This is a genomic window from Demequina sp. (assembly GCF_016278775.1).
GTDB lineage: Bacteria > Actinomycetota > Actinomycetes > Actinomycetales > Demequinaceae > Demequina.
Window position 1 is genome coordinate 1 of the sequence record NZ_JADQBF010000086.1, and the last position, 26027, is coordinate 26027.

20 protein-coding genes and 1 pseudogene are annotated in these 26027 nt (G+C 66.6%); 10 read left to right on the forward strand and 11 right to left on the reverse strand.

Annotation, left to right across the window (positions count from 1 at the left end; all coding sequences use genetic code 11):
* Window positions 1-100 precede the first annotated feature (100 nt).
* Entirely contained in the window at window positions 101-1420 is a 1320-nt protein-coding gene (locus QZZ33_RS09695; protein WP_291379718.1) for an extracellular solute-binding protein, read from the reverse strand.
* A gap of 126 nt (window positions 1421-1546) precedes the next feature.
* Between QZZ33_RS09695 and QZZ33_RS09700 the strand changes: the two genes are divergently transcribed.
* Window positions 1547-2542: a LacI family DNA-binding transcriptional regulator gene (locus QZZ33_RS09700; protein WP_291379719.1), complete on the forward strand. Its 996-nt coding sequence runs from the start codon at window positions 1547-1549 to the stop codon at window positions 2540-2542.
* A 30-nt stretch (window positions 2543-2572) separates the two neighbouring features.
* On the opposite strand, the gene xylB is transcribed toward QZZ33_RS09700, so the two are convergent.
* Window positions 2573-3994, reverse strand: coding sequence for a xylulokinase (xylB, locus tag QZZ33_RS09705; RefSeq protein ID WP_291379720.1), 1422 nt, complete (start codon window positions 3992-3994; stop codon window positions 2573-2575).
* 93 nt (window positions 3995-4087) lie between these two features.
* Window positions 4088-5281, reverse strand: a complete 1194-nt coding sequence (gene xylA, locus QZZ33_RS09710) for a xylose isomerase (RefSeq protein WP_291379721.1) — start codon at window positions 5279-5281, stop codon at window positions 4088-4090.
* Window positions 5282-5725: 444 nt separating this feature from the next.
* Here xylA and chvE point away from each other — a divergent pair, with 444 nt between their 5' ends.
* The 4 genes from chvE (at window position 5726) to QZZ33_RS09730 (ending at window position 10965) form a co-directional block, all read left to right on the forward strand.
* The gene (gene chvE, locus QZZ33_RS09715; RefSeq protein WP_291379722.1) at window positions 5726-6859 is read left to right on the forward strand and encodes a multiple monosaccharide ABC transporter substrate-binding protein; all 1134 of its coding nucleotides are present in this window, start codon (window positions 5726-5728) and stop codon (window positions 6857-6859) included.
* 102 nt (window positions 6860-6961) lie between these two features.
* Window positions 6962-8470, forward strand: coding sequence for a multiple monosaccharide ABC transporter ATP-binding protein (gene mmsA, locus QZZ33_RS09720; protein ID WP_291379723.1), 1509 nt, complete (start codon window positions 6962-6964; stop codon window positions 8468-8470).
* Between the two features lie 2 nt (window positions 8471-8472).
* Entirely contained in the window at window positions 8473-9675 is a 1203-nt protein-coding gene (mmsB, locus tag QZZ33_RS09725) for a multiple monosaccharide ABC transporter permease (protein ID WP_291379724.1), read from the forward strand.
* Between the two features lie 69 nt (window positions 9676-9744).
* Entirely contained in the window at window positions 9745-10965 is a 1221-nt protein-coding gene (locus QZZ33_RS09730; RefSeq protein WP_291379725.1) for an ROK family transcriptional regulator, read from the forward strand.
* Here the strand turns inward: QZZ33_RS09730 and QZZ33_RS09735 are convergent.
* From QZZ33_RS09735 to QZZ33_RS09770, 8 genes are all read right to left on the reverse strand, one after another.
* Entirely contained in the window at window positions 10936-13059 is a 2124-nt protein-coding gene (locus tag QZZ33_RS09735; protein ID WP_291379726.1) for a heavy metal translocating P-type ATPase, read from the reverse strand. The genes QZZ33_RS09730 and QZZ33_RS09735 overlap by 30 nt on opposite strands.
* Before the next feature lie 83 nt (window positions 13060-13142).
* Window positions 13143-13763 carry a polysaccharide deacetylase family protein gene (locus tag QZZ33_RS09740; protein WP_291379727.1) on the reverse strand — a complete coding sequence of 207 codons (621 nt, stop codon included), beginning with the start codon at window positions 13761-13763 and terminating at the stop codon, window positions 13143-13145.
* Window positions 13764-13925: 162 nt separating this feature from the next.
* Window positions 13926-15455 (reverse strand): Asp-tRNA(Asn)/Glu-tRNA(Gln) amidotransferase subunit GatB, encoded by a 1530-nt coding sequence (gene gatB, locus QZZ33_RS09745; RefSeq protein ID WP_291379728.1) that lies wholly within the window; start codon window positions 15453-15455, stop codon window positions 13926-13928.
* A complete protein-coding gene (gene gatA, locus QZZ33_RS09750; protein ID WP_291379729.1) occupies window positions 15452-16975 on the reverse strand; it encodes an Asp-tRNA(Asn)/Glu-tRNA(Gln) amidotransferase subunit GatA in 1524 nt (507 codons plus the stop codon). Before gatA ends, gatB begins: the two co-directional genes overlap by 4 nt.
* The gene (gene gatC / locus QZZ33_RS09755) at window positions 16972-17271 is read right to left on the reverse strand and encodes an Asp-tRNA(Asn)/Glu-tRNA(Gln) amidotransferase subunit GatC (protein WP_291379730.1); all 300 of its coding nucleotides are present in this window, start codon (window positions 17269-17271) and stop codon (window positions 16972-16974) included. The genes gatA and gatC overlap by 4 nt, the downstream gene beginning before the upstream one ends.
* A 10-nt stretch (window positions 17272-17281) precedes the next feature.
* Window positions 17282-17857 (reverse strand): GNAT family N-acetyltransferase, encoded by a 576-nt coding sequence (locus tag QZZ33_RS09760; protein WP_291379731.1) that lies wholly within the window; start codon window positions 17855-17857, stop codon window positions 17282-17284.
* Between the two features lie 110 nt (window positions 17858-17967).
* Complete coding sequence (gene ligA, locus QZZ33_RS09765; protein ID WP_291379732.1) at window positions 17968-20073, reverse strand: NAD-dependent DNA ligase LigA; 2106 nt, start codon at window positions 20071-20073, stop codon at window positions 17968-17970.
* A gap of 55 nt (window positions 20074-20128) precedes the next feature.
* Window positions 20129-20584, reverse strand: coding sequence for a hypothetical protein (locus QZZ33_RS09770; protein ID WP_291379733.1), 456 nt, complete (start codon window positions 20582-20584; stop codon window positions 20129-20131).
* Between the two features lie 45 nt (window positions 20585-20629).
* Between QZZ33_RS09770 and QZZ33_RS09775 the strand changes: the two genes are divergently transcribed.
* The 5 genes and pseudogenes from QZZ33_RS09775 to QZZ33_RS09795 all read left to right on the forward strand — a co-directional run.
* The gene (locus tag QZZ33_RS09775; protein ID WP_291379734.1) at window positions 20630-21601 is read left to right on the forward strand and encodes a pyridoxal-phosphate dependent enzyme; all 972 of its coding nucleotides are present in this window, start codon (window positions 20630-20632) and stop codon (window positions 21599-21601) included.
* Window positions 21602-21650: 49 nt separating this feature from the next.
* Window positions 21651-22337, forward strand: coding sequence for an NADP oxidoreductase (locus QZZ33_RS09780; RefSeq protein ID WP_291379735.1), 687 nt, complete (start codon window positions 21651-21653; stop codon window positions 22335-22337).
* Between the two features lie 141 nt (window positions 22338-22478).
* Complete coding sequence (locus QZZ33_RS09785) at window positions 22479-22607, forward strand: hypothetical protein (RefSeq protein ID WP_291379736.1); 129 nt, start codon at window positions 22479-22481, stop codon at window positions 22605-22607.
* 141 nt (window positions 22608-22748) lie between these two features.
* Window positions 22749-25439: a DEAD/DEAH box helicase gene (locus tag QZZ33_RS09790; RefSeq protein WP_291379737.1), complete on the forward strand. Its 2691-nt coding sequence runs from the start codon at window positions 22749-22751 to the stop codon at window positions 25437-25439.
* A gap of 54 nt (window positions 25440-25493) precedes the next feature.
* Window positions 25494-26027 (forward strand): annotated as a pseudogene (locus QZZ33_RS09795) (glucose-6-phosphate isomerase); the annotation flags it as partial.

Below are 26027 nucleotides of genomic sequence, written 5' to 3' on the forward strand. Positions count from 1 at the left end.
GACGCTTGCGCGCCGTCGACGAGGCCGGTGTCCCCGCCCGAGGCTTCCCGACTCACAGTCACGGGCTTGCCTTCCTTTCGGATAAGGGGCTGGTTATGGACTACTGACCGGCAGCGGCCTGCATGGCGGCCGGGATGTCAGCAGGATCTGCGTTGCCAGCGAAGAGCTGGATGATGGCGTCGTTCATGGCTGCGCCGACGGTCGGACCGTAAGCGGTGTCGAGCCACAACTGAAGGTAGTTGGACTCTGCCATGTATTCGGCCTGAACCTGAAGGTTCGGGTCGGTGATGCCGGAGTGAGCGGCCGGGGCTGCGGGAATACCGCCCACCTCGGACGCGAACCGCGTCAGAACGTCGTCGCTGGAGATGTACTTCAGCAGATCGACGCAGGCGTCGGGGGCATCGACGTAGCACGAGAAGCCGTCTCCACCACCGAGCATTGCCGTCGGGTCACCCTGAGATCCGTCGACCGCCGGGAAGGCGAACCACGAGAGGTCAGCAACCAGAGCGTCTGGGTCGTCAACCAGGCCGGTCATGACCGACACGTTCCACTGACCCATGAGCTCCATCGCCGCGTTGCCGTTGGCCACGAGACCAGCGGACGACGTGGCGCCCTGCTGAGCCGAGGTTGCCGCAAAGCCTGCGTTGAAGGGCTCGGTGTCGATGAACTCCTGCAGCTTCTCACCCGCGGTGACGAAGCACTCATCGGAGAAGTCGAGCGAGGAGTTCGCTGCCTGCAGAACGTCTGACGGGCAGCTCTGGAGTGCGAAGTTGTACCACCAGTGAGCAGCGGGCCAACCGTCTGCAGCACCCACGGCGATCGGCTCGATGCTGGCGTCCTTGAGCTTCTGCACAGCGTCGTTGAGCTCGCTGATCGTGGATGGCACCTCGTCGATACCTGCCGCTTCGAACAGCGACGGGCGGTACCAGATGCCTTCAGGTCCGAACTGGTAGGGCAGACCATAGGTCTTGCCGTCCACCTGCCAGGGAGCCACGGAGCCACCCATGCGCTCCACATCGTCGGCCACCATGTCGGTGATGTCCTTGAGGTAACCGTCTTCCACCTGGGCTACGATCTCGCCACCGCCCCACTGCTGGAACAGGTCGGGAGCTTCGCCTGACTGAAGCGCCACCGGAATGCGGGTGCGCTGCAGGTCCTCGTTCTGGATCCCCTCGACCTCAACGGTCACGTGGGGGTTCAGTGCCTCAAACTCGTCGGCAACGGTCTGCCAGAAGGTCAGTGCCGGGTCAGCGGTGGCGTTGTGCCACCACGTGATCGTGACAGGCTCGGCAGAGCCGCCGTCCGAGGTTGTTGAGTTGGTTGCCGGGTCGTCGTCGCCTCCACTGCTGCACGCAGCGAGGAGGAGCGCGGACGAAGCGGCAAGAGCCGCGATGACGCCGGAGCGTCGCATGTTCGCCATTCTGATTCCTTTCAGTCGTCGTTGACTATGCCGAACGTCATCACTCTGGCAGGGCAACTTCAAAGATGTCAAACCTTATCGATAACGTTTTCACAACAAAGTCGTTACCGGTGTAGCATTCCCTGCATGGAAGCGGTCGGAAGGGTCAAACTCGCGGATGTGGCGGCACGCGCAGGCGTGTCTGTCGCCACGGTGTCCAAGGTGGTCAACGGACGCTACGGCGTGGCCAAGGACACGATCGCCCTGGTTCAAGGGGTCATCGACGACCTCGGCTACGTGGGCAATTTGGGGGCTTCCGGCTTGCGCAGTTCGCGCACCAACGTCGTTGGTATCCTGGTCGCCGACTTCGAGCCCTACTCTGCAGAACTCATCAAGGGCGCGGCCAAAGCCACCAGGAACACTCAGTACGACGTCCTGTCGTACGCCGGCGGCGAGGCCCCCGCGTGGGAGCGTCGTTCGCTTGCGCGCCTTGGCGGCACGCTCATGGATGGCGCCGTGGTGGTCACCCCCACGTCTCTCGACTCGGCAATTTCCGTTCCGGTCGTGGCGGTCGACCCCCACTACGGCCCCAACTGGCTGCCCACCATCGACAGCGACGGGTTCGGCGGCGCGAAGTCGGCCGCCAATCACCTCCTCGAACTCGGGCACCGGAGGATTGCGTTCCTCGGCGGCCGTCAGGAACTCGACTCTTCCCAGTTGCGCGAGTCAGGCTTCAGGGACGCCATGCGCCTTGCTGGGGTCCCCGTCGCAGAGGAGCTGGTCCGCTACTCGCGTTATGACCCCGACATCGCTCAAGAGGTCGCCGACGCCTTCCTCGCGTTGCCAGAGCCGCCCACGGCCATCATCGCCGCGAACGACGTCACGGCCATGAGCGCTATGGCCGCCGCCCGGGCGCGCGGACTCACCGTGCCACAGGACCTGTCGGTGGTCGGCTTTGACGACATCCCTGATGCCTCGCTGTGCGACCCGCCGCTCACCACGGTGAGGCAGCCGCTTCAGGCCATGGGCGAAGCGGCCATGACGATGCTTCTTACCATCCTGGACGGCCGCGACCACGAGCAGCACATCCGGATGGACACCGAGTTCATCGTGCGTTCCAGCACCGCACCGCCACGGGCCTAGCGCCGCCGCTGTTGGCAGTTGACGGTGTGCCTACGAGTACAGCTGTCCCGTCGCCTCCGCGTATTGCGCACGCACGTGCGGCTGCGGGTCGGGATCGATGTGCGTAGCCATCTCGACAGACCAATCGGGGCGCTTGCCCTCGAGCGACCATGCGGCCTGCACCGTCGCGCCCATCGCCACGTACTCCCCTGGTGTCGGAATGTCGATCGGCAGTCCAAAGACCTGCGCGGCAGCCTTGCCCACGGCGGGATTGAAGGCCGCGCCGCCCACCAGCAGGACTCGCTTGGCGTCGAGCCCATGTGCGCGCACGGCGTCTACGCCGTCGGCGAGGCCACACAGCATGCCCTCGACGTGCGCCCGCGCAATGTTGGCCCTGGTCGCTGAAGACAGCGTCAGGCCCATCAGGCTGGCGGTGGCGTCGGGACGATTCGGGGTGCGCTCGCCCTCGAAGTAGGGAACCAGAACCACGCCGTCCGCACCTGGCTCGGCGGACAGCGCCAACTCGGCCAGCCCGTCAAAGTCGACGTCGAGCAGTCGCGTGGCGGAGTCGAGCACCCTGGCGGCGTTAAGCGTCGCCACGAGCGGCAGGTATTGCCCGGCGGCATCGGCGAAGCCAGCGATCGTGCCGGTCGCGTCGGTGACCGGCTCTGGGGTGACGGCAAAGACCGTTCCAGACGTGCCGAGCGAGACGACCACGTCGCCCTCGCCTGCCCCCAGTCCCAGCCCCGATCCAGCGTTGTCTCCCGCTCCGGGGCCGACGACGATGTCAGTGGGTCCGTCGTAGCCGACGGTGCCGGCGCGGCCGTCCGGCGCGATCACCGTGGGCACGATCGCGTCGTGTCCCAAGGCGGCGATCAGCAGTTCGCGGTCATACTCGCCCGTTGCTGGGCTCCAGTAGCCGGTGCCCGAGGCATCGGAGCGGTCAGTAGTGAGCGCCTCGAGGCGGGGGCCGAGTGGTGCCGAGCCGTCTGGCCCGTAGCCCATGAGCCGCCACGTGAGCCAGTCGTGGGGCAGTGCCACCGCCGCCACCCGGGCCGCGTTCTCCGGCTCCGTGTCCCGCAGCCAGCGCAGCTTGGTCGAGGTGAAAGAGGCGACCGGCACCAGGCCCGTGCGGCGCACCAGCTCGTCGGCACCAAACTCGGCGATGAGGTCGCGAGCGGCCTGGGCCGAACGGGTGTCGTTCCACAACAGCGCCTCGCGCACCACGTTGCCGTCCGCGTCGAGCGCGACCATCCCGTGCTGTTGCCCGCCGACGCTGATGGCGGCCACGTCGGCCAGCCCCCCGGCGTCGTCGATTGCGGCAAGTAGCGCCGTCCACCAGTGGTCGGGATGAACGGCGGTGCCGTCAGGGTGTGTGGCGCGGCCCGAACGGACCACCTCGCCTGTCGCGAGGTCGCGCACGACGACCTTGCAGCTTTGCGTGGACGAGTCGACTCCTGCGACGAGCGTCATTGCTGTCTCCTTGGGGTTGCGAAGTGGGGGTGACGCGAGTCCGGCCCGCCACCAATGCGTGAAGCCTTGGTCGACGGGCCGGAGTGTCGCGTGTTAGCCGCGAGCGCCCATCAGGTGCTCGGCGGCCAGCTGCTGCAGGCGCACAAAGCCGAAGCCCTTGGCGTCGTAGTACGAGTCCGCGTCGAACGTTTCGTAGACGCTCGTGTCGGCCACCAGGTCGGCGACAGTCTCGTCGGCTCCCAGCGTGGTCTGCGCGAGTTGGTCCTGCTTGGTCGCCTGGATGGCTTCCTGAACCTCGGGGTCCGCACGGAACGCCTTGGCGCGCTCCTTGAGAAGCAGGTACATGCGCATGTTGGCAGCGGCCGAGGCCCACACGCCGTCCATGTCCTCGGTGCGCGAAGGCTTGTAGTCGAAGTGACGGGGCCCGGTGTAGGCGGGCTTGCCGTCAGGGCCGTCGCTCTCGAGAAGATCCACCAACGAGAAGGCGTTGTACAGGTCGCCATGACCGAACACCATGTCCTGGTCATACTTGATGCCGCGCTGACCGTTGAGGTCGATGTGGAACAACTTGCCGTGGTCGAGCGCCTGAGCGATGCCGGCGGTGAAGTTGAGCCCTGCCATCTGCTCGTGGCCGACCTCGGGGTTGAGGCCCACCAGTTCGGGGTGGTCGAGCGTGTTGATGAACGCCATCGCGTGTCCCACAGTGGGCAACAGGATGTCGCCGCGGGGCTCGTTCGGCTTGGGCTCGATCGCGAACTTGATGTCGTAACCCTTGTCAATGACGTACTCGCCGAACAGGTTGGCCGCCTCACGGTAACGCTCAAGTGCGACGCGGATGTCCTTGGAGAAGTCATACTCGGCGCCCTCGCGGCCGCCCCACATGACGAACGTCTTGGCACCGAGTTCGGCGGCCAAGTCAAGGTTGCGCAGGATCTTGCGAATGGTGAAACGACGCACGTCGCGGTCGTTCGACGTGACGCCACCGTCCTTGAACACCGGGTGCGTGAAGGTGTTCGTGGTGATCATCGGGACGACCATGCCGGTGTCGTCGCACGCCTTCTTCACGGCGTCGATGGCGGCACGGCGGTCGGCGTCGGAGCTACCGAAGGGGAAGATGTCGTCGTCGTGGAAGGTGAGGCCATACGCGCCGAGCTCGGAGAGCTTGTGGATGGCGGACACCGTGTCGAGCGGCCCGCGAGTGGCAGAGCCGAAGGGGTCTTGGGCGTTCCAGCCGATGGTCCACAGACCAAAGGTGAACTTGTCTTCGCGCGTGGGGGTGGGCGCCATGGTTCGGGCTCCGATCATCATCGATCAATAGTTGTCAGTGCAAACTTATTGGCGGACGAGTGCCTTGTCAACACCTTCGCCCACTTGTCGTAGTGAACCGGATCACCTCCCGCCCGTTCACAAGGTCACAGACTCGTTACGATCGTATAACGCTCGGGCTCTAGCGGTAGGTGTCAGCGCCTTCCCGGCTATATGTTTGCGGGGTCAACTTAGTGTGACAACACCGATGCAAAAGCCTGACAAAGGGGTGAGGCGTGGACGACGTCTTCAGGTACCAGGGTTCGCACCCTGCGCTGAGAGACATTTCGTCCCTGATTCCCCACTCCTTCGAGGGTGCATCAGTAACTCGTTCGGCCCCGTAGGAGACCTCGCAAGGCTTCCGACGGGTCTGAGCTAGCGCAACCGCATAGTGCCAATCGGCACACAAGGAAGGGAAATCTGCGCATGAAGAGAAGGAACAAGCTCGCGCTTGTCGCGGGAATCAGCGCCATGGCGCTGTCGCTCGCCGCATGTTCGTCTGACGACGAAACACCCGCAACCGACACCGGCACGGACGACACCGCAGTGGCCACAGAGGACTGCAACGTCGGTATCGCCATGCCCACGCGCTCGCTTGAGCGCTGGATCAACGACGGCGAGGGCCTCAAGTCCCGCCTGGAGGCCGACGGCTGCACCGTCGACCTGCAGTACGCAGACAACGAGACCGACCAGCAGATCTCGCAGCTGCAGAACATGATCGCCAACGGCTCCAACGTCCTGGTGATCGCCGCAATCGACGGCACCACGCTTGGACCGGTGCTTGAGACGGCCGGCGACGCCGGTGCCACCGTCATCGCTTACGACCGTCTCATCCTCGAGTCGCCGAACGTTGACTACTACGCCACGTTCGACAACTACTCGGTGGGTACGCTCCAGGGCGAGTTCATCGAGGCCGAGCTCGGCCTTGCCGACGGTGAGGGCCCGTACAACTTCGAGCCCTTCGCTGGTAGCCCCGACGACAACAACGCCCGGTTCTTCTTCGCCGGTGCGTGGGACGTGCTGAGCCAGTACGTGGACAGCGGACAGCTCGTTGTGCCCTCCGGCAAGGCGCCTGCCACGGTCGACGACTGGCAGTCCATCGGCATCCTCGGTTGGGGATCCGACGACGCTCAGGCCGAGATGGACAACCGTCTCGCCTCGTTCTACGCAGGTGGCGAGAAGGTCGACGTAGTGCTGTCGCCCAACGACTCGCTTGCTCAGGGCATCTCGCAGTCGCTGCAGCTCGCCGGCTACACCGCCGACGACTTCCCGATCCTCACGGGTCAGGACGGCGACAAGGCGTCCGTCGCGAACATCCTCAACGGTGTTCAGTCCATGACGGTCTGGAAGGACACCCGTCTGCTCGGCGAGCGCGTCGAGGCGATGGTCCTGTCCATCCTTGCTGGCGAAGAGCCCGAGGTGAACGACACCACGACGTACGACAACGGCATCAAGGTTGTCCCGTCGTACCTCATCACCCCCGAGGTCGTCACGGCTGACACGGTGGAGTCGAAGTTGATCGACTCCGGCTTCCTCAAGGCCGAAGACGTGGGCCTGTAACTCACATCAGTAGCGGTGGTGGTCGTCGTTCGCGGCGGCCACCACCGCTTCCCCACGACGGGCACGATTGGAAGGACCACTGTGTCGGACATCATCTTGAAGATGAAGGACATCGTTAAGGAGTTTTCCGGGGTGCGCGCACTCGACGGCGTCTCCCTCGATGTCCGCCGCGGCGAGGTGCATGGCATCTGCGGCGAAAATGGCGCCGGTAAATCGACGCTGATGAAGGTGCTCTCGGGTGTCTACCCGCACGGCAACTTCGAGGGTCAGATCGAGTTCGACGGCAAGCCCGTCGAGTTCCGCTCGATCAACGACTCTGAACACACGGGGATCGTCATCATCCACCAGGAGCTGGCACTGTCTCCGTACCTCTCGATCGCGGAGAACATCTTTCTCGGCAACGAGCGCGCTTCGCGCGGCGTGATCGACTGGCACGACACCAACGCGCAGGCGACGGAACTCCTCAAGCGAGTCGGCCTGAAGGAAAAGGTGACGACCCAAGTTCTCCACCTCGGCGTCGGCAAGCAGCAGCTCGTCGAGATTGCCAAGGCGTTGTCCAAGGACGTGAAGCTGCTGATCCTTGACGAGCCGACCGCGGCGCTCAACGACGACGACTCGGCACACCTGCTCGACCTCATCAGGGGCCTCAGGGACGAGGGCATCACCTGCATCATCATTTCTCACAAGCTCCCTGAGATCCGTGCGGTCGCTGACACGATCACCGTGATCCGTGATGGAGAGACGGTGGACACCTTCGCGATGACCGAGAAGGACAACTCCGAGTCCCGCCTCATTCGGTCCATGGTGGGCCGCCCGCTCGACAACCTCTTCCCACCACGCACTCCGAACATCGGTGAAGAAGTCTTCCGCGTGGAGAACTGGAATGCCTACCACCCCGTCGACACGGGCCGCAAGGTCGTGCACGATGCCTCCTTCTATGTCCGCGCAGGCGAGGTGGTCGGTTTTGCGGGACTGATGGGGGCAGGGCGTACCGAACTCGCCATGAGCCTCTTCGGTCGCCAATACGGAGCTCACGTCTCCGGCAAGGTGTTGAAGCATGGCAAGGAGATTTCGACGCGCTCCGTGAATGATGCGATCGCCAACGGCGTCGCGTACGTCACAGAGGATCGCAAGCGGTTTGGTCTCAACCTGATCGCCACCATTGCCGCCAACATCACGGGCGCCAACCTGCGCGACGTGTCGAACTACGGCGTCATTGATCTGCACGACGAGATCGAGGTGGCAGAGAAGTACCGGGACTCGCTCAGTATCAAGACCGACACCGTCACCAAGCCCGTTGGCACGCTGTCGGGCGGAAACCAGCAGAAGGTCGTGTTGTCCAAGTGGCTCAACACGACGCCCGAGGTGCTGATCCTTGATGAGCCGACGCGAGGCGTCGACGTAGGCGCGAAGTACGAGATCTACGGCATCATCAACAAGCTCGCCTCTGAAGGCAAAGCAATCGTGGTGATCTCGTCAGAGCTCACCGAACTCTTGGGCCTCGCGGATCGCATCTACACGATCTCTGAAGGCCGCATCACAGGGGACGTGCTTCGAGAAGAAGCAACACAGGAACGACTTATGCAACTCATGACGGTGGGAGAGAACTGAAGATGTCCGAGGCATCGACCAAAAAGCAGACGGCCGAGAGCAAGCCGTCACTCAACATCAACGCACGCGACTACGGCCTCCTTGCCGCGCTCGTCGTCATCGTCGCACTGTTCCAGTTCTGGTTCACCGACGGCAAACTGCTGTTGCCAGCCAACTTCAACAACCTGATCAGCCAGAACGCCTACGTGGTGATTCTCGCGATCGGCATGGTGATGGTCATCATCGCGGGGCACATCGACCTGTCGGTCGGATCCCTCGTGGCCATGATTGGCGCTGTTTCGGCACTCGCCATCAGGGAGTGGGGCCTGCCCGTCTGGGCATCGATTCTGATCTCGCTCCTCGTGGGCGCGGCCGTGGGCGCCTGGCAGGGGTTCTGGGTGGCGTTCGTCAGGGTGCCAGCGTTCATTGTGACGTTGGCCGGCATGCTGATCTATCGCGGCCTGGCGATTGTCTTCCTCACTGGCGGCACCATCGGCGGACTGCCAGACAGCTACGTGGCCATCGGCGGACGGTGGATTCCCCAGTGGATGGGCGAGGTCAACAACCTGGACCTGTTCACGCTGTTGATCGGCGTGCTCGGCGCGCTCGGCTTCATCGCCTCCCAGTTCAGGTCCCGCGCCAAGCTGAATGCGCGCGAGCTGCCCACTGAGTCGCTGGTCGTGTTCTACGGCAAGCTCGTGCTGGTCTCCGCGGCCATGCTGTTCTTCGCCTACCGGCTCGCTCAGCACAACGGCACGCCGTACGTGTTGATCCTGCTCGGAGTCTTGGTGCTCACGTACTCGTTCATCCTCAACCGCACGGTGTTCGGCCGTCACATCTACGCTATGGGTGGCAACCGCTTTGCCGCCATGATGTCCGGTGTGAAGACCAAGTGGGTGGACTTCTTCATCTTCGTGAACATCGGCACCCTCGCCGCGGTCGCCGCGATCGTCACGACGTCGCGCGCGGGTGCGGCCCAGTCTGGGGCAGGCAACTTCTACGAGCTGGACGCCATCGCCTCCGTGTTCATCGGTGGCGCGGCCGTTCAGGGTGGTGTCGGCAAGGTCTCTGGTGCAGTGATCGGTGCACTCGTGATGGGTGTGCTCAACCAGGGCCTGTCCATCATGGGTGTCGACTCCGCGTGGCAGCAGGTCATCAAGGGCCTGGTGCTACTCGCGGCCGTCGCGTTCGACGTCACGAACCGTCGCCGCTCCGGCACCGCCTAAGCAATCTGGAGGCACGACATCGTCACGGCAACCGACCCTACAGCGGGTTCGGGCGCACCATCACCGACGGTGTCGCGCACCCTCGCGACAGGTCGTGGTAGCCGCGTCGACGCGACGCGGCGCCACAACCTGTCCACCATTCTCACCGCAGTGCATCACCATCCGGGGATGTCTCGAGCGGAACTGACGCGCCAAACCGGCCTGAATCGCTCCACCGTTGGCGTGCTGGTGGCGGAGTTGGTGGAACTGGGCCTCGTGCGAGAGATCGCCCCGGCCGAGCACGCCTCGCGGGGGCGGCCGAGCCCGCACGTGTACCCCCGCACCGATGTCTCGGTGCTCGCCGTCAACCCGGATCTTGACGCGGTGACGATTGGACTCGTCGGGCTGGGAGGGACCCTCCACCGGCGCGTGCGTCACGAGTGGAAGCACGCCCCCACCGTTGCCGAGACGGTCGAGGTGGTCACCCGCACCTTCCAGGAGTTGCGCGCGGAGATGGGGCCAGAGAACGTCGTCTTGGGTGCTGGTGTGGCCGTTCCAGGCCTCATCCGCTCAGAAGGATCCTTCGTGGTCCGCGCGCCTCACCTCGACTGGACCGACGTGCCGCTCGGGGATTTGTTCGCGAAGTCTCTCGGGGTGCCTGTCGTCATTCGCAACGACGCCAGGGTTGCCACCATCGCCGAATCAGTATTCGGTGCTGGCCGAGGCGTGCGCGACGTGGTCTATATCAACGGCTCCCCCTCCGGAATCGGAGGCGGCGCAGTCGTCGACGGCATCACGCTCAGGGGCCACGCCGGTTTTGGCGGAGAACTGGGCCACACGACTGTTGCTGGGGGCAAGGAACAATGCCACTGCGGTCGCCGCGGCTGCCTGGAGACCGAGGTCAGTCTCGCGAGGCTCTTGGGGGCAATGGGACGGGACAGCGTCGACCTGGTCGACCTGGACGACGAGCTCGCCAGGTCGGGCGCCGATCCCGCCACCCGTGCGGAGATTCAGCGACAACTGGGCGTTCTGGCTGGCGCCATCGGCAATGTGATTTCGGTGTTCAACCCTGAACTCGTGGTGTTGGCGGGATTCCTTGGATCCCTGTACGCGACGGCACCGGCGCTACTCGACAACGCCGTGGCGAAGGACTCCTTCGCCCAGATTTGGGCTGGGACGCGCATCGAGCGGGCTCAACTTGGCGGGCGGGTGCACCTGGTCGGCGCCGCGGAACTCGCCTTCCTCCCCCTGTTGCGCGACCCGGCGTCGTACGCGCGAGCCTCAGGCGAGGGTGTCGGCTCGCTCGCCTGAACGCTCCGCACGGTCCGTGTCGACGACGCCGTGCGCTTCGACCACGCTGTCCGGATCGAGATTGACCCTGCGGAGCAACTGCGCATTGAGCGCCACCACAATGGTCGACGCGCTCATCGCGACCGCCGCCGCCGCTGGAGGCATAGTGACGCCCGCCCATGCAAAGGCGCCAGCCGCGACTGGGACCGCGATGGCGTTGTAGCCCGTCGCCCACACGAGGTTCTGAATCATCTTGCGGTAGGTGGCCCTCGACAGGGTCACGGCCGAGACGACGGCGCGGGGATCCGAGGTCGCCAACACAACGTCGGCCGCCTCCATGGCGACATCGGTGCCGGCGCCGATGGCGAGGCCGACGTCTGCGCGCGCGAGGGCTGGGGCGTCGTTCACGCCGTCGCCCACCATGGCGACGCTGCGTCCGCCGCTCTGAATGTCGGCGACCACCTGGTCCTTGTCATCAGGCTTGACCTCCGCGTAGACGCGGTCGATTCCCAGCTCCGTTGCCACGGCATCGGCGACCGCTTGGGCGTCGCCAGTCAGGAGAGCCACCTCGATACCGCTGGCCTGGAGTGCAGACACCGCCGCACGCGACTGAGCGCGCACCGGATCGGAGGTAGTGAAGACACCTGCGAGCGCGCCGTCAATCACCACGTACAGCACCGCCCCGCCCTGGTCGCTCCAGCCGTCGGCCTTGCGAGCGAGCTCCTCACCAACCTTCACCTCGTGGCGTTCGAGAAGTGCGGGACCGCCCACGGCCACGCGCTGTCCGTCCACTGTGCCCTCCACTCCGGTGCCGGGAAGAGTGGTGACATCGCGCGCTGTCGGCACCGCGACGTCGTCGCGCTTGGCCAACGCGACCACGGCACGACCGATCGGATGTTCGCTATCCGCCTCGACCGCGGCGGCGAACGCCACGACCCGCTGCTGATCTTCGCCCTCCGCGACGGCGACGTCCGTCACCTCGTGCGATCCGTGGGTCAAGGTTCCTGTCTTGTCGAACAGCACTGTTTGGACCGTGCGCATCTGCTCGAGCGAGCCGAGAGACTTGATGAGCAGGCCCCGCTTCGCGGCCGTGGACGTGGAGATCGCCACCGCCAAGGGGATAGCGAGGCCGAGCGCGTGCGGGCAGGCAATCACCAGCACCGATACTGCGCGCGTGATTCCGAGCGTCGGCTCCCCGATAGCAATGTGCACAGCGAGGGTGAGGATCGCCGCGCTCAGCGCGACGTAGAACAACCAGGCGGCTGCCCGGTCTGCGAGCCGCCTGGTCCCGGTGCGGGACTCCTGGGCCTCTGCCACCATCCGCTGGATTCCGGCAAGCGCGGTGTTCTCGCCCACGTCGGTCACCTCGATGCGCAGCGAGCCGTCCGTCGCCACGGTGCCAGCCACCACATGGTCGCCCTCGCCGCGTCGCACGGGCGCCGACTCGCCGGTGATCATCGACTCGTCCATGCTGGCCTCGCCCGAGCGGATGTCTCCGTCTGCGGGAACGCGTCCGCCCGGGCGCACCAGGACCAGGTCGCCTTTCGCCAGGTCCGCGATGGCGACTGTCTCAGTGGGGCCGTCGGACTTGGCATCGATCACCCGTTCGGCCTGGTCAGGGAGCAGTTCCGCGAGCGCGGAGAGTGCCCCCTGCGCCTGGCCAACGGCGCGCATCTCTTGCCAGTGGCCCAGCAGCATCACCACGATCAGTCCGGCGAGCTCCCACCAGAAGTCCATGTCGCCGATGCCGAGCGTGGACGCGGCCGACGCGAGGAAAGCCGTCACGATCGCGAGTGAAATCAGGGTCATCATGCCGGGCTTGCGGTTCAGCAACTCAACCCTCGCCATGGTGAGGAACGGCCTGCCGCCCACGGCGAAGACGACGATGCCGAGGGTCGGAGGCACCCATGAACTACCTGGGAGGTCGTACCCGAACCAACCCTCGACCGAGGTGGAGAGGGCGATCACCGGGACCGACAGCGCCAGAGTGATCCAGAACAGGCGCCGGAACATGTCGGCGTGGCCAGTGTGGTCGGTGGCGTAGTGGTCGTGGCCGCCAGCGTGGCCGGAGCCGCCGGTAGGCTCGGCGTGGTGATCGGTTTCGTGCGACATCATGCGCTGCCTCCTGGAGTGGTGAACACTCCACCACCGTAGACATTCCACCCAACTGGAAGGTCAAGCATTCAATAGGCGCGACCTTACTCGGCGCCGACCGGCAGCGTGAACGCCCAGCCCTCGGCAAGTCGCTCATCGACCACGCGCTTGACAGCGGCGACGGTACCGGCGCGGTCCCCGCCGCCGTCGTGCGCGAGCACGAGCTCGCCGGGGGTCATGACCTCGCGCAGGCGCTGGGCGAGCGCATCAGGGTCCTGATCGATCCAGTCCTCGATCGTGTTCACCACATCGAGCGGCTGCATTCCGAGTTCAACCGCGACTTGCGCGGTCACTCCCCAACTGCCGTTGGGCGCACGCCAGAATGGCACCCTCGCCGCCGGGTCACCCAGGGCGCCCCTGATGATCGACAGGTTCTCGAGCATGTCGGCGCGCACGGCGTCGGCGTCCCACTGTCCCATGTCGGCGAACGAGGTCGAGTGGTTGCACAACAGGTGCCCCTCGGCCACGGTGCGCCGCAGGATCCCCGCTCCGCCAGGTGCCTGGATCTGCTCGCCGATGACGGCAAACACCGCGCGGAGCCCCTGCGCCGCCAAGAAGTCAAGCAGCGCGACGGTGTCCTTGCCGTTCGGTCCGTCGTCGAACGTGAGCGCGCACACGAGGCCGTCGCCAGACGCGGCCCTGAGCGGATTCGTGGTCACCGGCATCGCGGTTTCCCTTCGTTCGGAGCTCTGCGAGCGCTCACCCCGCGGATATGGTTGTGGCGTGCGTTCGGCATGCCGAAACGCACGCCACAACCATATGGTGCGGGACGGACGGTGCGGGCGGGCGTCCCGTTCGCGACCCGGCGCGCAAGCACGCACGTGAGGTCAGCCCTCGACGCCGGCCCTCGCCAGGATGATCTCGCGCACCCTGCCAGCGTCTGCCTGGCCGCGCGTAGCCTTCATGACGGCGCCGACGATCGCACCAGCGGCCTGTACCTTGCCTTCGCGGATCTTGTCGAGCACCTCGGGCTGCGAGGCGAGCGCATCGTCCACCGCGGCCTCGAGCGCCGAATCGTCCGACACCACTTCGAGTCCGCGCGACGCGACCACCTCGGCGGGCGATCCCTCGCCAGCGAGCACGCCCTCAAGCGCCTGGCGCGCCAACTTGTCGTTGATCTTGCCCTCGTCCACGAGGCGCTGAAGCTCCGCGATGTGGGCGGGCGTGACCGGAAGCTCAGGCAGAGTCACGTCCTGCTCGTTTGCGGTGCGCGCAAGCTCGCCCATCCACCACTTGCGGGCCGCCTGGGGAGCGGCCCCTGCCGCGACCGTGTCGGCAATCAGCGTCAGCGCATCGGCCGCGACCGCGTCGCGCATCTCCAGGTCGCTGAAGCCCCACTCCTCGCGCAGCCGCGCCCGCATCTTCGCGGGATGCTCCGGGAGGGTGGCCCGCAACTCCTCGATCCACTCGCGCGACGGCTCGACGGGAAGCAGGTCGGGTTCCGGGAAGTAGCGATACTCCTCTGCCTCCTCCTTGGAGCGGCCAGGCGTGGTCGAGGACGTGTCCTCGTGCCAGTGGCGCGTCTCTTGGACCACGGGTTGACCCGCAAGCAAGAGTGCGGCCTGGCGTCCTGCTTCGTAGTGGATCGAACGCTCGACCGCGCGCAACGAGTTGATGTTCTTGGTCTCCGAGCGCTTGCCGAACGGCACAGCGGACTGATCCTCGCCGTCGGCCGCCTTGGGACGCAACGACAGGTTGACATCCGCACGCAAACGACCCTGCTCCATGCGGCCGTCGGATATTCCGAGCGCCCGGACGATGTCGCGGATGGTGGCGACGTAGGCGCGCGCCACCTCCGCGGTGCGCTCCCCCATGCCCTCGATCGGCTTGGTGACGATCTCCACGAGTGGCACGCCGCCGCGGTTGTAGTCCACGAGCGAGTGCGAGGCCCCTTGAATGCCGCCGGTGCCACCCACGTGGGTGTTCTTGCCAGCGTCCTCTTCCATGTGGGCGCGCTCGATGCCGATCATCACCACGGTGCCGTCGTCGAGCACCACCTCGAGTTCGCCCTCGTAGCTGGTGGGCTCGTCGTATTGGCTGATCTGGTAATCCTTGGCGAGGTCTGGGTAGAAGTAGTTCTTGCGTGCGAAGCGGCTCGACTCACGAATTGAACAGCCGAGGGCGAGTCCCAAACGGATGGCCGACTCGACCGCCTTCTCATTCGTGACCGGCATCGACCCTGGTAGACCAAGGCATACGGGGCACACCTGGGTATTGGGCTCGTTGCCAAAGGTGTTCTCGCATCCGCAGAACATCTTGGTCTTGGTGTTGAGCTCGACGTGGACCTCGATGCCGAACACCGGGTCAAAGGCCTTCATGGCGTCGTCGTAGCCGACGAGGTGCGTGGCCGCGGTCATGGCGCCACCTCCAGTTCGGGGGCCAGCGAGGCCAAGGGGCCTCCCCATTGCGCGACAAGCGCCTTCTCGAGGGCCGCGCCGATGCGGTACAGCCGCGCGTCCTCATGGGCCGGAGCCAGGATCTGGAACCCGACGGGCAGCCCATCCTCCGGTGCCACTCCTGCGGGAAGGGACATGCCAGGGATGCCCGCGAGGTTAGCGGGAATGGTGGCGACGTCATTGAGATACATGGCCAGGGGGTCGTCGATGCGCTCCCCAATCTTGAACGGCGTGGTGGGGGCGGTGGGGCTCACCAGCACGTCGGCCTGCTCAAACGCGGCCGCGAAGTCGCGCTGGATCAACGTGCGCACCTTCTGTGCGGAGCCGTAGTACGCGTCGTAGTAGCCGGCCGAGAGGGCATAGGTGCCCAGGATGATGCGGCGCTTGACCTCGTCGCCAAAGCCCTCTGCGCGGGTGGCGCCCATGGTCTTCTCGATCGTGTCGCGCTCAACCCTGAGGCCAAAGCGCACGGAGTCAAACTTGGCGAGGTTGCTCGATGCCTCTGACGGAAGGATCAGGTAGTAGGCGGCCAGCGCGTACTTGAACGACGGGCAACTCACCTCCACGATCTCGGCGCCAAGGGCGCGCAGGTGGTCGAGGCCCTCCTCGAAGCGCTGCTTGACGCCGTCTTGGTAGCCCTCGCCGCCCAGTTCCTTCACGACGCCGATGCGCACGCCGGCCAGGCCGTTGGCGGCGCCGTCGCGGGCCGCCTCCAGGCAGGAGGGCACTGGCTCGTCGAGGCTGGTGGCGTCCATGACGTCGTGTCCGCCCATGACCTCGTGGAGCGCGGCAGTGTCGGCAACGGTGCGGGCGCACGGGCCCAACTGGTCGAGCGACGACGCGAGGGCGATGGCGCCGTAGCGGCTCACCCCGCCGTACGTGGGCTTCACGCCTACCGTGCCGGTGACGGCGGCCGGCTGGCGGATCGAGCCGCCCGTGTCGGAACCGATCGCGAGCGGGGTCTCCCACGCAGCAAGCGACGCAGAAGAGCCGCCGCCGGAGCCGCCGGGGATCCGCTCAAGGTCCCACGGGTTGTGGGTGGGGCCGTAGCCGGAGTGCTCCGTCGAGGAGCCCATCGCGAACTCGTCCATGTTGGTCTTGCCGAGGATCGGCATGCGTGCCGCGCGCACCTTGGCGGTGACCGTCGCGTCGTACGGGGGAAGCCAGCCCTCGAGAATCCTGGAGCCTGCCGTCGTGGGCATTCCCTTGGTGACCAACACGTCTTTGATGGCGATCGGCACACCCGCAAGCAGGGGAAGTGCAGCGCCGGTGGCGCGGTCGGCGTCAACGGCCGCAGCGGTCGCGAGCGCCTCCTCGGCGTTGACGTACAGGAACGCGTGCACGGGCCCGTCGACTGCGGCGATGCGGTCGAGGTGGGCCTGCACCAGCTCCACGGAGGTCACGGTGCCCGCGCGCATGGCGTCGGCCATCTCCAACGCCGACGCTCTGGTGACCTGGGTGGGATCGGTCCAGTCGGTCATGCTTCCTCCCCCAAAATGCGTGGCACGCGGAAGCGCCCGTCTTCTGCCTCTGGCGCGGCGGCCAGGGCGTCAGCGGGGGCCAGCGACGGCCTCACCTCGTCGGCGCGGTGCACGTTGCTCATGGGAATCGGGTGGGAGGTGGCTGGGACGTCCTGACCGGCGACTTCGGACACGAGCGCGACGGCATCGACGATGGCGGCGATCTGACCTGACAAACGGTCCAGGTCGCTGTCGCTCATGTCGATGCGCGCGAGCGCGGCCAGTCGCGCGACGTCTGCGCGGCTGAGGGTGGACATGCCCACGAGTCTACTGGCCGGGCTCCCACGAGTAGCCCAGCAGGCGGACACCATCTTGGGCGCAGTCGGGATTGCTTTTGAGGTCGATCTCCGTGACGGTTCCGTCCTCGTTGTCGGTCACCACCCAGTCCAAATCCTCTCGACGCGCGAAGCCGAGCCGCTCGTAGAGGCGGTGGGCTGCCTGCATCGTCTCCATGGTGGACAGCACCACGCGGTTGGCGCCGCGCTCGACGGCCATGTCCAGGGCGGCCTGCGTCAGTTCGCGGCCGATGCCGCGGCCGCGCTCCATGGGCGATACGGCGAGCATGCGCAACTCAAACTCGTCCTCCTTGGCGAGTTCGGCGAAGCGGGAGCCTGGTGGGACGAGGGTCAGGGTGCCGACGATCTTGCCCTCGGCGTGTCCACCGTCGGCCATGGCCAGGAGCACGGCGTCCCGCGCGCGCGCCGACGCGTCGCGCAGTTGAGGCACGTAGGGGTGGGCGTTGTCGATGAGGCCGTCGGCGAGGTAGGCCAGTGCGGTGAGCTCGCCGATTTCCTGGAGCCTTCCGGTGTCTGTCGGGTCCACAATGCGCACGGTTTGGGTCATCGGCTGCCCTTCCACAAGTCATCATGTGCCGCGGGGTCGGCCATGGAGTGTCGGTGTGACCAATGTAGGTCGTCTCGGCGGCGACGCGCTACGTGGGACTCTCGCCATTCTCAGCCGGGGCGCTCGCCATGCTCAAGCAGCCGCACGAATCCCGCCTCGTCCAAGATGGGCACGCCCAGCTGCTCCGCCTTGTCAGCTTTGGAGCCAGCGTTCGCTCCCACCACCACGTAGTCGGTGGCCTTGGACACGGACGACGACGCCTTGCCTCCGTGGGTGATGATCGCCTCTTTGACGCTATCCCTGGTGAAGCCCTCGAGCGAGCCGGTGGCCACGATGGTGAGCCCTTCGAGGGTCTGGGGAATCGACTCGTCGCGCTCGTCCGCCATGCGCACGCCGGCGGCGGCCCACCGATCCACGATGTCCGCGTGCCACGGCACGTCGAACCACTCGCGCACGGACTGCGCGATGGTCGGCCCCACGCCCTCCACGGCGGCGAGTTCGTCGCTGCTTGCTTCGCGGATACCGTCCATGGTGCCGAACGCGGCGGCGAGCGCACGCGATGCGGTGGGTCCCACGTGGCGGATGCTGAGCGACACGACCACTCGCCACAGCGGCTGTTCCCGCGCGGAGGCGAGGTTGGCGATGAGTTTGCGGCCGTTCTCTGCGACGTCCCCTGCTTGGCGGCCGACTACCCCAGCGTCGGCCTGCTTCTTGGTGACCTTCTCGTCCACCTCGTACACGAACATGGGGACGCGGCGCAGGTCTTGCTCCGTGACGTCGAACAGCCCGGCCTCGTTGGCAAGCACCCCCGACTCCACCAGCGCGACTGCGGCCTTCTCCCCCAGCACCTCGACGTCGAGCGCCCCCCTGGATCCAATGAACGCGATCCGGTCGGTGATCTGCGCGGGGCAGAATTCACTGTTGGGGCAGCGCAGATCCTTGTCGCCCTCCTTCTGTTCCGCGAGCGTGGTGCCGCACGAGGGGCATTCGGCGGGCATCGTCCATTCGCGCTCCGCGCCGGTGCGCGCGGCGACCACGGGCCCCACGATCTCGGGAATCACGTCGCCCGCCTTACGCAGCACCACGGTGTCGCCGATCAGGACTCCCTTGCGCTTGACCTCATGCGCGTTGTGGAGGGTCGCGTAGGTGACGGTCGAGCCAGCCACCGTGATGGGGGTCATCACGCCGTAGGGAGTGACGCGGCCGGTGCGGCCCACGTCCACGCGGATGTCTTCGAGCGTGGTGTGCACCTCTTCTGGCGGGAACTTGTAGGCGATCGCCCACCTGGGCGCGCGCGACGTGAAGCCCAGCTCGCGCTGAACCGCACGGTCGTTGACCTTGAGCACGGCGCCGTCGATCTCGTGCACCATGCTGTGACGTTTGGACTCGAGTTCAAGCAGATAGGCCTCGATGTCGCCGATGCCTCGCAGCACCTTCGCATGCTCGGTGACCGGCAGGCCCCAGTCGGAAAGCACCTGGTAGATACCCGCTTGTTGCTCGAGTCGTGGGTCGGGCTCTTGATCGCCCCAGTCGAGCACGCCGAGAGCATAGGCGGTCACCGCGAGCGGCCGCGAGGCGGTCACCTTCGAGTCCTTCTGGCGCAGGGAGCCTGCGGCGGTGTTGCGGGGGTTCGCATAGGGCGCCTTGCCGTCGGCCAGCAGCGCCTCGTTGAGCGCCTCGAAGTCCCTGATGGGCAGGTACACCTCGCCACGAATCTCCACGACGGCGGGCACGTGCTCTCCGTCCAGCCGATGCGGCAGGCCCTTGATGGTGCGGACGTTGGCGGTGACGTCTTCTCCCTGGGTGCCGTCGCCGCGAGTAAGGCCCTGTGTCAGTTCGCCGTCCACGTACGTGAGCGAGATGGACAGGCCATCGATCTTCGGCTCGCAGACCAGCTCGACATCCCCTGCCTCCTTGCCCACGCGCGCGAGCCAGGCGGCCACATCCTCCAGCGAGAACGCGTTGTCGAGGCTCATCATGCGTTCGCGGTGCTTGACGGAGGCGAAGCCAGTGGCCACGCCCGCGGAGCCCACCGTCTGCGTGGGCGAGTCGGGCTCGGCGAGCTCCGGGTACTCCGCCTCAAGAGCGCGCAGGTCGCGCTCCAACGAGTCGTATTCGGCGTCGGAAATCGTAGGAGCATCGTCGCCGTAGTACGCGGCACGATGCTGCTCGATCTGTTGCACCAAGTCTTGGTGGCGGGCGCGAGGGTCGGTCACGTACCTATCTCACCACGAGGCGCCGACACGCATCACGCCGGTCGTCCGCCGCGCATCACACGGCGGCGTCACAACGCTCCGTGATCGCCTCGGTGAGGACCACCCCGTCCTCCCGAATGCTGGCCGGGAAGTTCACCGAGTCCTGAGAATCGGGGTCGCTGGGGCTCACGGCGACGTCAAAGTGCCGCTCCAGGTTGGCAATCACGTCCACCAGATCCTCTGGCGCCACCTCGCCGAGCGCCGTGAATTGCGCGACGTGGGCTTCGCTCCCCACGTGTTCGCGTTCCACCAGAACGAGCATCGGCAGCGCGAGTTCGCAGAAGGCTTCAAGGTCGGGTGTGCGAGCGTCGCTGGGCTGGCTCTCTTCGGCCGTCGCTATGGCGGGGGCACTCGGAATCGCCTCCAGCGTCGCGGGCACAGCGTCTGCCGACGACTCGGTGAGGGCTCCGGAACATCCCGCCAGGATGGCGACAGACGCGACGAGCAGGGCATGAAAGGGGACACGTGTCATGCGGTTCATGCTGTCCGACCCTAACGGGCGAGGGACACTAGTGGGGTGAACACCGTCTCCGTGCCCACCCGTTCCCAGATCGACGCCGCTGCTGCGGCCATCGCGCCGCACGTCCGCCACACCCCTGTGATAGAGATTCCCGGCGACACGCTCGGCTTGGATGCCACACTCGTGTTCAAGTTGGAGTACCTCCAGGTCACTGGCGCGTTCAAGGCTCGTGGCGCGGTCCACTTTGTGGCCACGCAGCCGATCTCCGAAACGGGCATCGTCGCCGCATCCGGAGGCAATCACGGCGCCGCAGTCGCCTACGCGGCCCAGCGCTTTGGTCACGAGGCGCACATCTTTGTGCCCACCACTGCGAACCCCGCCAAGGTCGAGCGGCTCATTCACTTGGGCGCGCATGTGCACCCGGTTGGCCTCACATACCCGGACGCGCGTGACGCCTCGCGCGCCTACCTGGAAGAGCACGACGCCACCACCATCGAGGCGTTCGATGACCCGGTGGTGATGGCGGGGGCGGCCACCGTGGCCCGAGAGTTCGAGGCCGACGGCGTGAGCGCCGACGGACGCCCCCTGGACGCCATGTTGGTGGCGGTCGGCGGTGGCGGGCTTGCCGGCGGGACGGCGGCGTGGTGCGGCGACCACATGACGATTGTGGGCTGCGAGACGGTTGGCACGGCGTCGTACGCGGCGTCCGTTGAGGCTGGCGAGCCGGTTGCGGTGCCCATCTCTGGCGTCGCGGCAGACCACTTGGGTGCGCAGATCGGGCGCGTGCCATGGGCCGCTTTGAGTGCGGCTGGCGTGTTGTCTGCCGTGGTTACCGACGAGGAGGTGCTAGAGGCGCAGTCGCGGCTGTGGCGGCTACTTCGCGTGGTCGTCGAGCCTGGCGTCGCCGCGCCGTTTGCTGCGTTGTTGACGGGGCGCTGGGTGCCAGAGCCTGGCGCTCGGATCGGTGTGGTGTTGTGCGGCGCGAACGTGGTCAATCCGACGATGGCGCCGCCAGCCGCGCTCGTCTAGCTGGCGCGTATGCGCGAACGGTACAAATCGAGCCATCTACCATCGAAGGATGGCTCTCCCACCCACGATCCGCAGCGTCGGCGTCTTGGGTGTGGGGCGCGTCGGCCGTGCTCTCGCGCAACTGGCGCGCGACGCGGGGCTCACCGTCACCGTCGCTGGCTCACAAGACACCACGGGAATCGCCGACGCCGTACGGGCCGACGCGGTCATCCTCGCCATCCCCCTGAGTAAGCACCGCACGCTCCCCGCCGATGCGCTCAACGACGCCCTCGTCATCGACGCCATGAACTATTGGTGGGAGCTCGACGGCCACCTGACAGAGTTCGAGGACGCCCGCACGTCCAGTTCTGAGGTCGTGGCGGCGTTTCTCCAGGGTGCAAGCGTGGTCAAGGCCTTCAACCACGCGAGCGTCTGGGAACTTGAGCACCTGGCGGCGCCTCCCGGGGACCACCAGCGTCGTGCGTTGGCCGTTGCAGGGGACGACGCCGACGACGTGGCCGCCGTAGCCGCGCTGGTCGACGCTGTCGGCTTTGACCCGGTCGTGGCGGGCCCGCTGAAGGAGGGCGTGCGCTTCGAGCCGAACACGGAGCCGTTCGGCGCGGACGCCAACCAGCAAGAGCTGCAAGAGATGCTCGACGACTTTTGGGAGTCGCAACGAGGCAGGGTCGTCGCACGGGCGCGAGCGCAGGTGGGGAGAAACGAGGGAATGCAACCGCCGCCTGCGTCGTTGGCATAGACTGTAAGCGAAGTCTCGCTATGGCACCGTCGCAAAGACACGGCCGTAACGAGACTTTTTTTGGTCCCAACGTGGGGCGCCGGAAGCCCGGACCCACGTCTCGGCTCCCGGATCACCAGCTCGATCCTCTAAGGAGAGCCCATGATTTCCAAGTTCCTGTCCCAGTTCTCGCGCAATAGCGACGCCAAGATGTACTCGTACCTGCCTGAGCAGATCCAGGACGAGATCAAGTCCGCCATGGAGGCCACCTCCATCTACGACATCCGCTAAGCCGTGACTGCGGTACCGCAGTAACCCCGTTGACGCTCAGGCGTCGGCGGGGTTTTCTGCGTGTGAGGGCCGTTGCCGTGAGGGCCTCGCCGCCGCCGCGGGTGGTCGCGTCGCACGCACGCGCGCGGGACAATGACACGGATGACTTCCACCACCGCGCCCCTGCTCGATCGTCTGCCCGACACCCCAGACGGCGCCGCCCCCGACGCCGACGCCCTCTACGAGGCGTTCTCCGGCTGGGCGGCGGAACAGGGCCTGCCGCTGTACCCGCATCAGGACGAGGCGCTCATCGAGATCGTCTCCGGCGCGCATGTGATCCTCGCGACGCCCACCGGCTCGGGAAAGTCCCTGGTAGCGATGGGTGCGCACTTCGCGGCCCTCGCGGCGCATCGGGCGGGCACCGGCGGCCGCACCTATTACACGGCGCCGCTCAAGGCCCTGGTGAGCGAGAAGTTCTTCGCCCTGATCGAGGTGTTCGGCACCGCGAACGTGGGCATGATGACAGGCGACAGCGCGGTCAACGCCGACGCCCCCATCATCTGTTGCACCGCCGAGATCCTCGCGAACCTGGCCCTCAGAGATGGCGCCGCGACCGACGCCTCGCTGGTGGTGATGGACGAGTTCCACTTCTATGCCGATCCGCAGCGCGGGTGGGCGTGGCAGGTGCCGCTGCTGGAGCTGCCGAACGCGCAGTTTGTGCTCATGTCGGCCACGCTGGGCGACACCTCGTGGCTGGTCGAGGACCTTGAGCGCCGCGGCAACCGCGCCATCGCGCAGGTCACCACGATCGACCGCCCCGTGCCGCTCACCTTCGACTACAGCGACGAGCCGCTGCCGGATGTCATCGAACGCCTGGTGCAGACGGGCCGCGCCCCCGTCTACATCGTCCACTTCACCCAGAAGGAGGCCGTGGAGCGAGCGCAGGCGCTGCTCAGCACCAAGGTGGCCTCCAAGGAGGAGCGCGTCCGCATCGCCGACGCCTTGGCTGAGACCCGCTTTGGCACGGGCTTTGGCAAGACGCTCAGTAAGTTCTTGCGCGCGGGAATCGGCGTCCACCACGCGGGCATGCTGCCCAAGTACCGGCGCATCGTGGAGCGCCTCACTCAACAGGGGTTGCTCAAGGTGGTGTGCGGCACCGACACGCTGGGTGTGGGCATCAACGTCCCCATCCGCACGGTGCTGTTCACATCGCTGGTCAAGTACGACGGCGAGCGCATGCGTCACCTCACAGCGCGCGAGTTCCACCAGATCGCCGGCCGCGCCGGGCGGGCAGGCTTCGACACCGAGGGCGACGTGATCGTGATGGCGCCTGAGCACGTCATCCAGAACCGCAAGGCGCTCGCCAAGGCGGGCGATGACCCGAAGTTGCGCAAGAAAATCGTGCGCAAGAGCGCGCCTGCTGGGGCCGTGAACTGGACCGATGCCACGTTCGAGCGGCTGCGGGACGCTCCTCCCGAGGCCCTGGTGAGCCGCTTCGCGGTGACCCACGCGATGGTGCTCAACATCTTGGCGCGCGGCGTGGCGAATCCATGGCTCGACCGCGAGCCGCAGGACCCCGTGCTCGCGATGCGCGACCTGTTGGCAGCCATCCACGAGACCCCGGCACAGCGCTCCGCCCACGTGCGCCAGTCGCTCAGAATCGCCCGGTCGCTACGTATTGCGGGCGTGGTGGAGCGGGTCCGAGTGCCCGACGCCTCCCACCCTCGCGGTCAACGGCCGACGCTGCGGCTGACGGTCGACGTGCCGCGCGGCTTCGCGCTCAACCAGACCTTGTCCCCCTTCGCACTGGCCGCGATGGACCTGCTGAACGTCGAGGCGCCCGACCACGCGCTCGACGTGGTCTCGGTGATCGAGTCGACCCTGTCAGACCCTCGCCAGATCCTTGTTGCGCAGCAGTATCAGGCGCGCGGCGAGGCCGTTGCCGCGATGAAGGCCGACGGCATCGAGTACGAGGAGCGCATGGACCTGCTCGACGAGGTCACGTGGCCGCGCCCGCTTGCGGATCTGCTCGAGCCCGCCTTCATGACGTATCGCCGCACCAACCCGTGGGTCATGGACGCCGAGCTTTCACCTAAGTCCGTGGTGCGCGACATGCTCGAGAAGGCCATGTCGTTTGGCGATCTCATCTCCGTCTACGGCCTGGAGCGCACCGAGGGCGTGGTGCTGCGCTACCTGGCCGAGGCGTATCGCGCGCTCCGCCAGACCGTCCCAGAGGAGCACCGCACCGACGAGGTGGTGGCGATCACCACCTGGCTGGGCGAGTTGGTGCGCGCGACCGACTCGTCGTTGCTGGACGAGTGGGAGCGCCTCATGAACCCGGACGCGCCGGTCCGGGATGCGGCCGATCCCACCACCGCACCGCCCGCCCCCGTGCGCCCCATGTCCGGCAACCCGCGCATGCTGCGCCGCCTGGTGCGCAACCTCATGTTCCGGCGAGTGGAGCTGGCCGCGCGCGAGAACTACCCGGCCCTTGGCGCGCTCGACGCCGGCTCCGGATGGAACGGGGACGCGTGGCGCGAGGCCCTCGATCCGTTGTTCGAGGCTCAAGGCGACCACGCCATCGGAATCGGCCCCGCTGCCCGATCCGCCGCGCTGGTGACCTTTGTGGAACCGGGCGGCGACCACGGCGTCGACCACAGCGTCGGCGCCGCGAGTGCCGCCCTTGCCGCCACGCCGGACGGCGAGCTGCCGGAGGGCAGCTGGCTGGTGCGCCAGGTACTCGACGACCCAGCTGGCGATCACGACTGGGCGATCGTCGCCGCGGTGGACCTCGCCGCCTCAGACGAGGCGGGCGCCCCTGTACTCGAAGTGCTCCACGTCGGCCCGCAGTAGACGTGGGCCCTTCGGGTCGCACCGCCGCGGCTCGCATTCATTACTGTGGTACCCGTGACTTCTCCCATCGATTGCACCGCCACGTCCGCCTGGGCCGAACTTGAGGCCCACAAGTCCGCCTTCGCCCCCGACCTGCGTGGCTGGTTTGCCGCCGACGCTGGCCGAGTGGAGCGCATGAGTCTGCCGCTGGCGGACCTGCACGTGGACCTCTCCAAGAACCTGGTGACGGACGAGATCCTCGCCTCCCTGGTCAAGTTGGCGGAGCAGACCGGGGTGGCCGACCGCTACCAGGCCATGCTTGCGGGCGAACACATCAACACCACAGAGGATCGCGCGGTGCTGCACACGGCGCTGCGTCGCCCGGCCGACGCTACCCCCGGCCTGGTGGTCGACGGCCAGGACATCGACGCCGACGTTCACGCGGTGCTGAACAAGATTTCCGCCTTTGCTGAGCGCGTCCGCTCCGGCGAGTGGAAGGGCGTCACCGGCAAGAAGGTGACGCACATCGTCAACATCGGCATCGGCGGGTCGGACCTGGGGCCCGTGATGGTCTACGAGGCGCTCGAGCCCTATGCCGACGCCGGCATC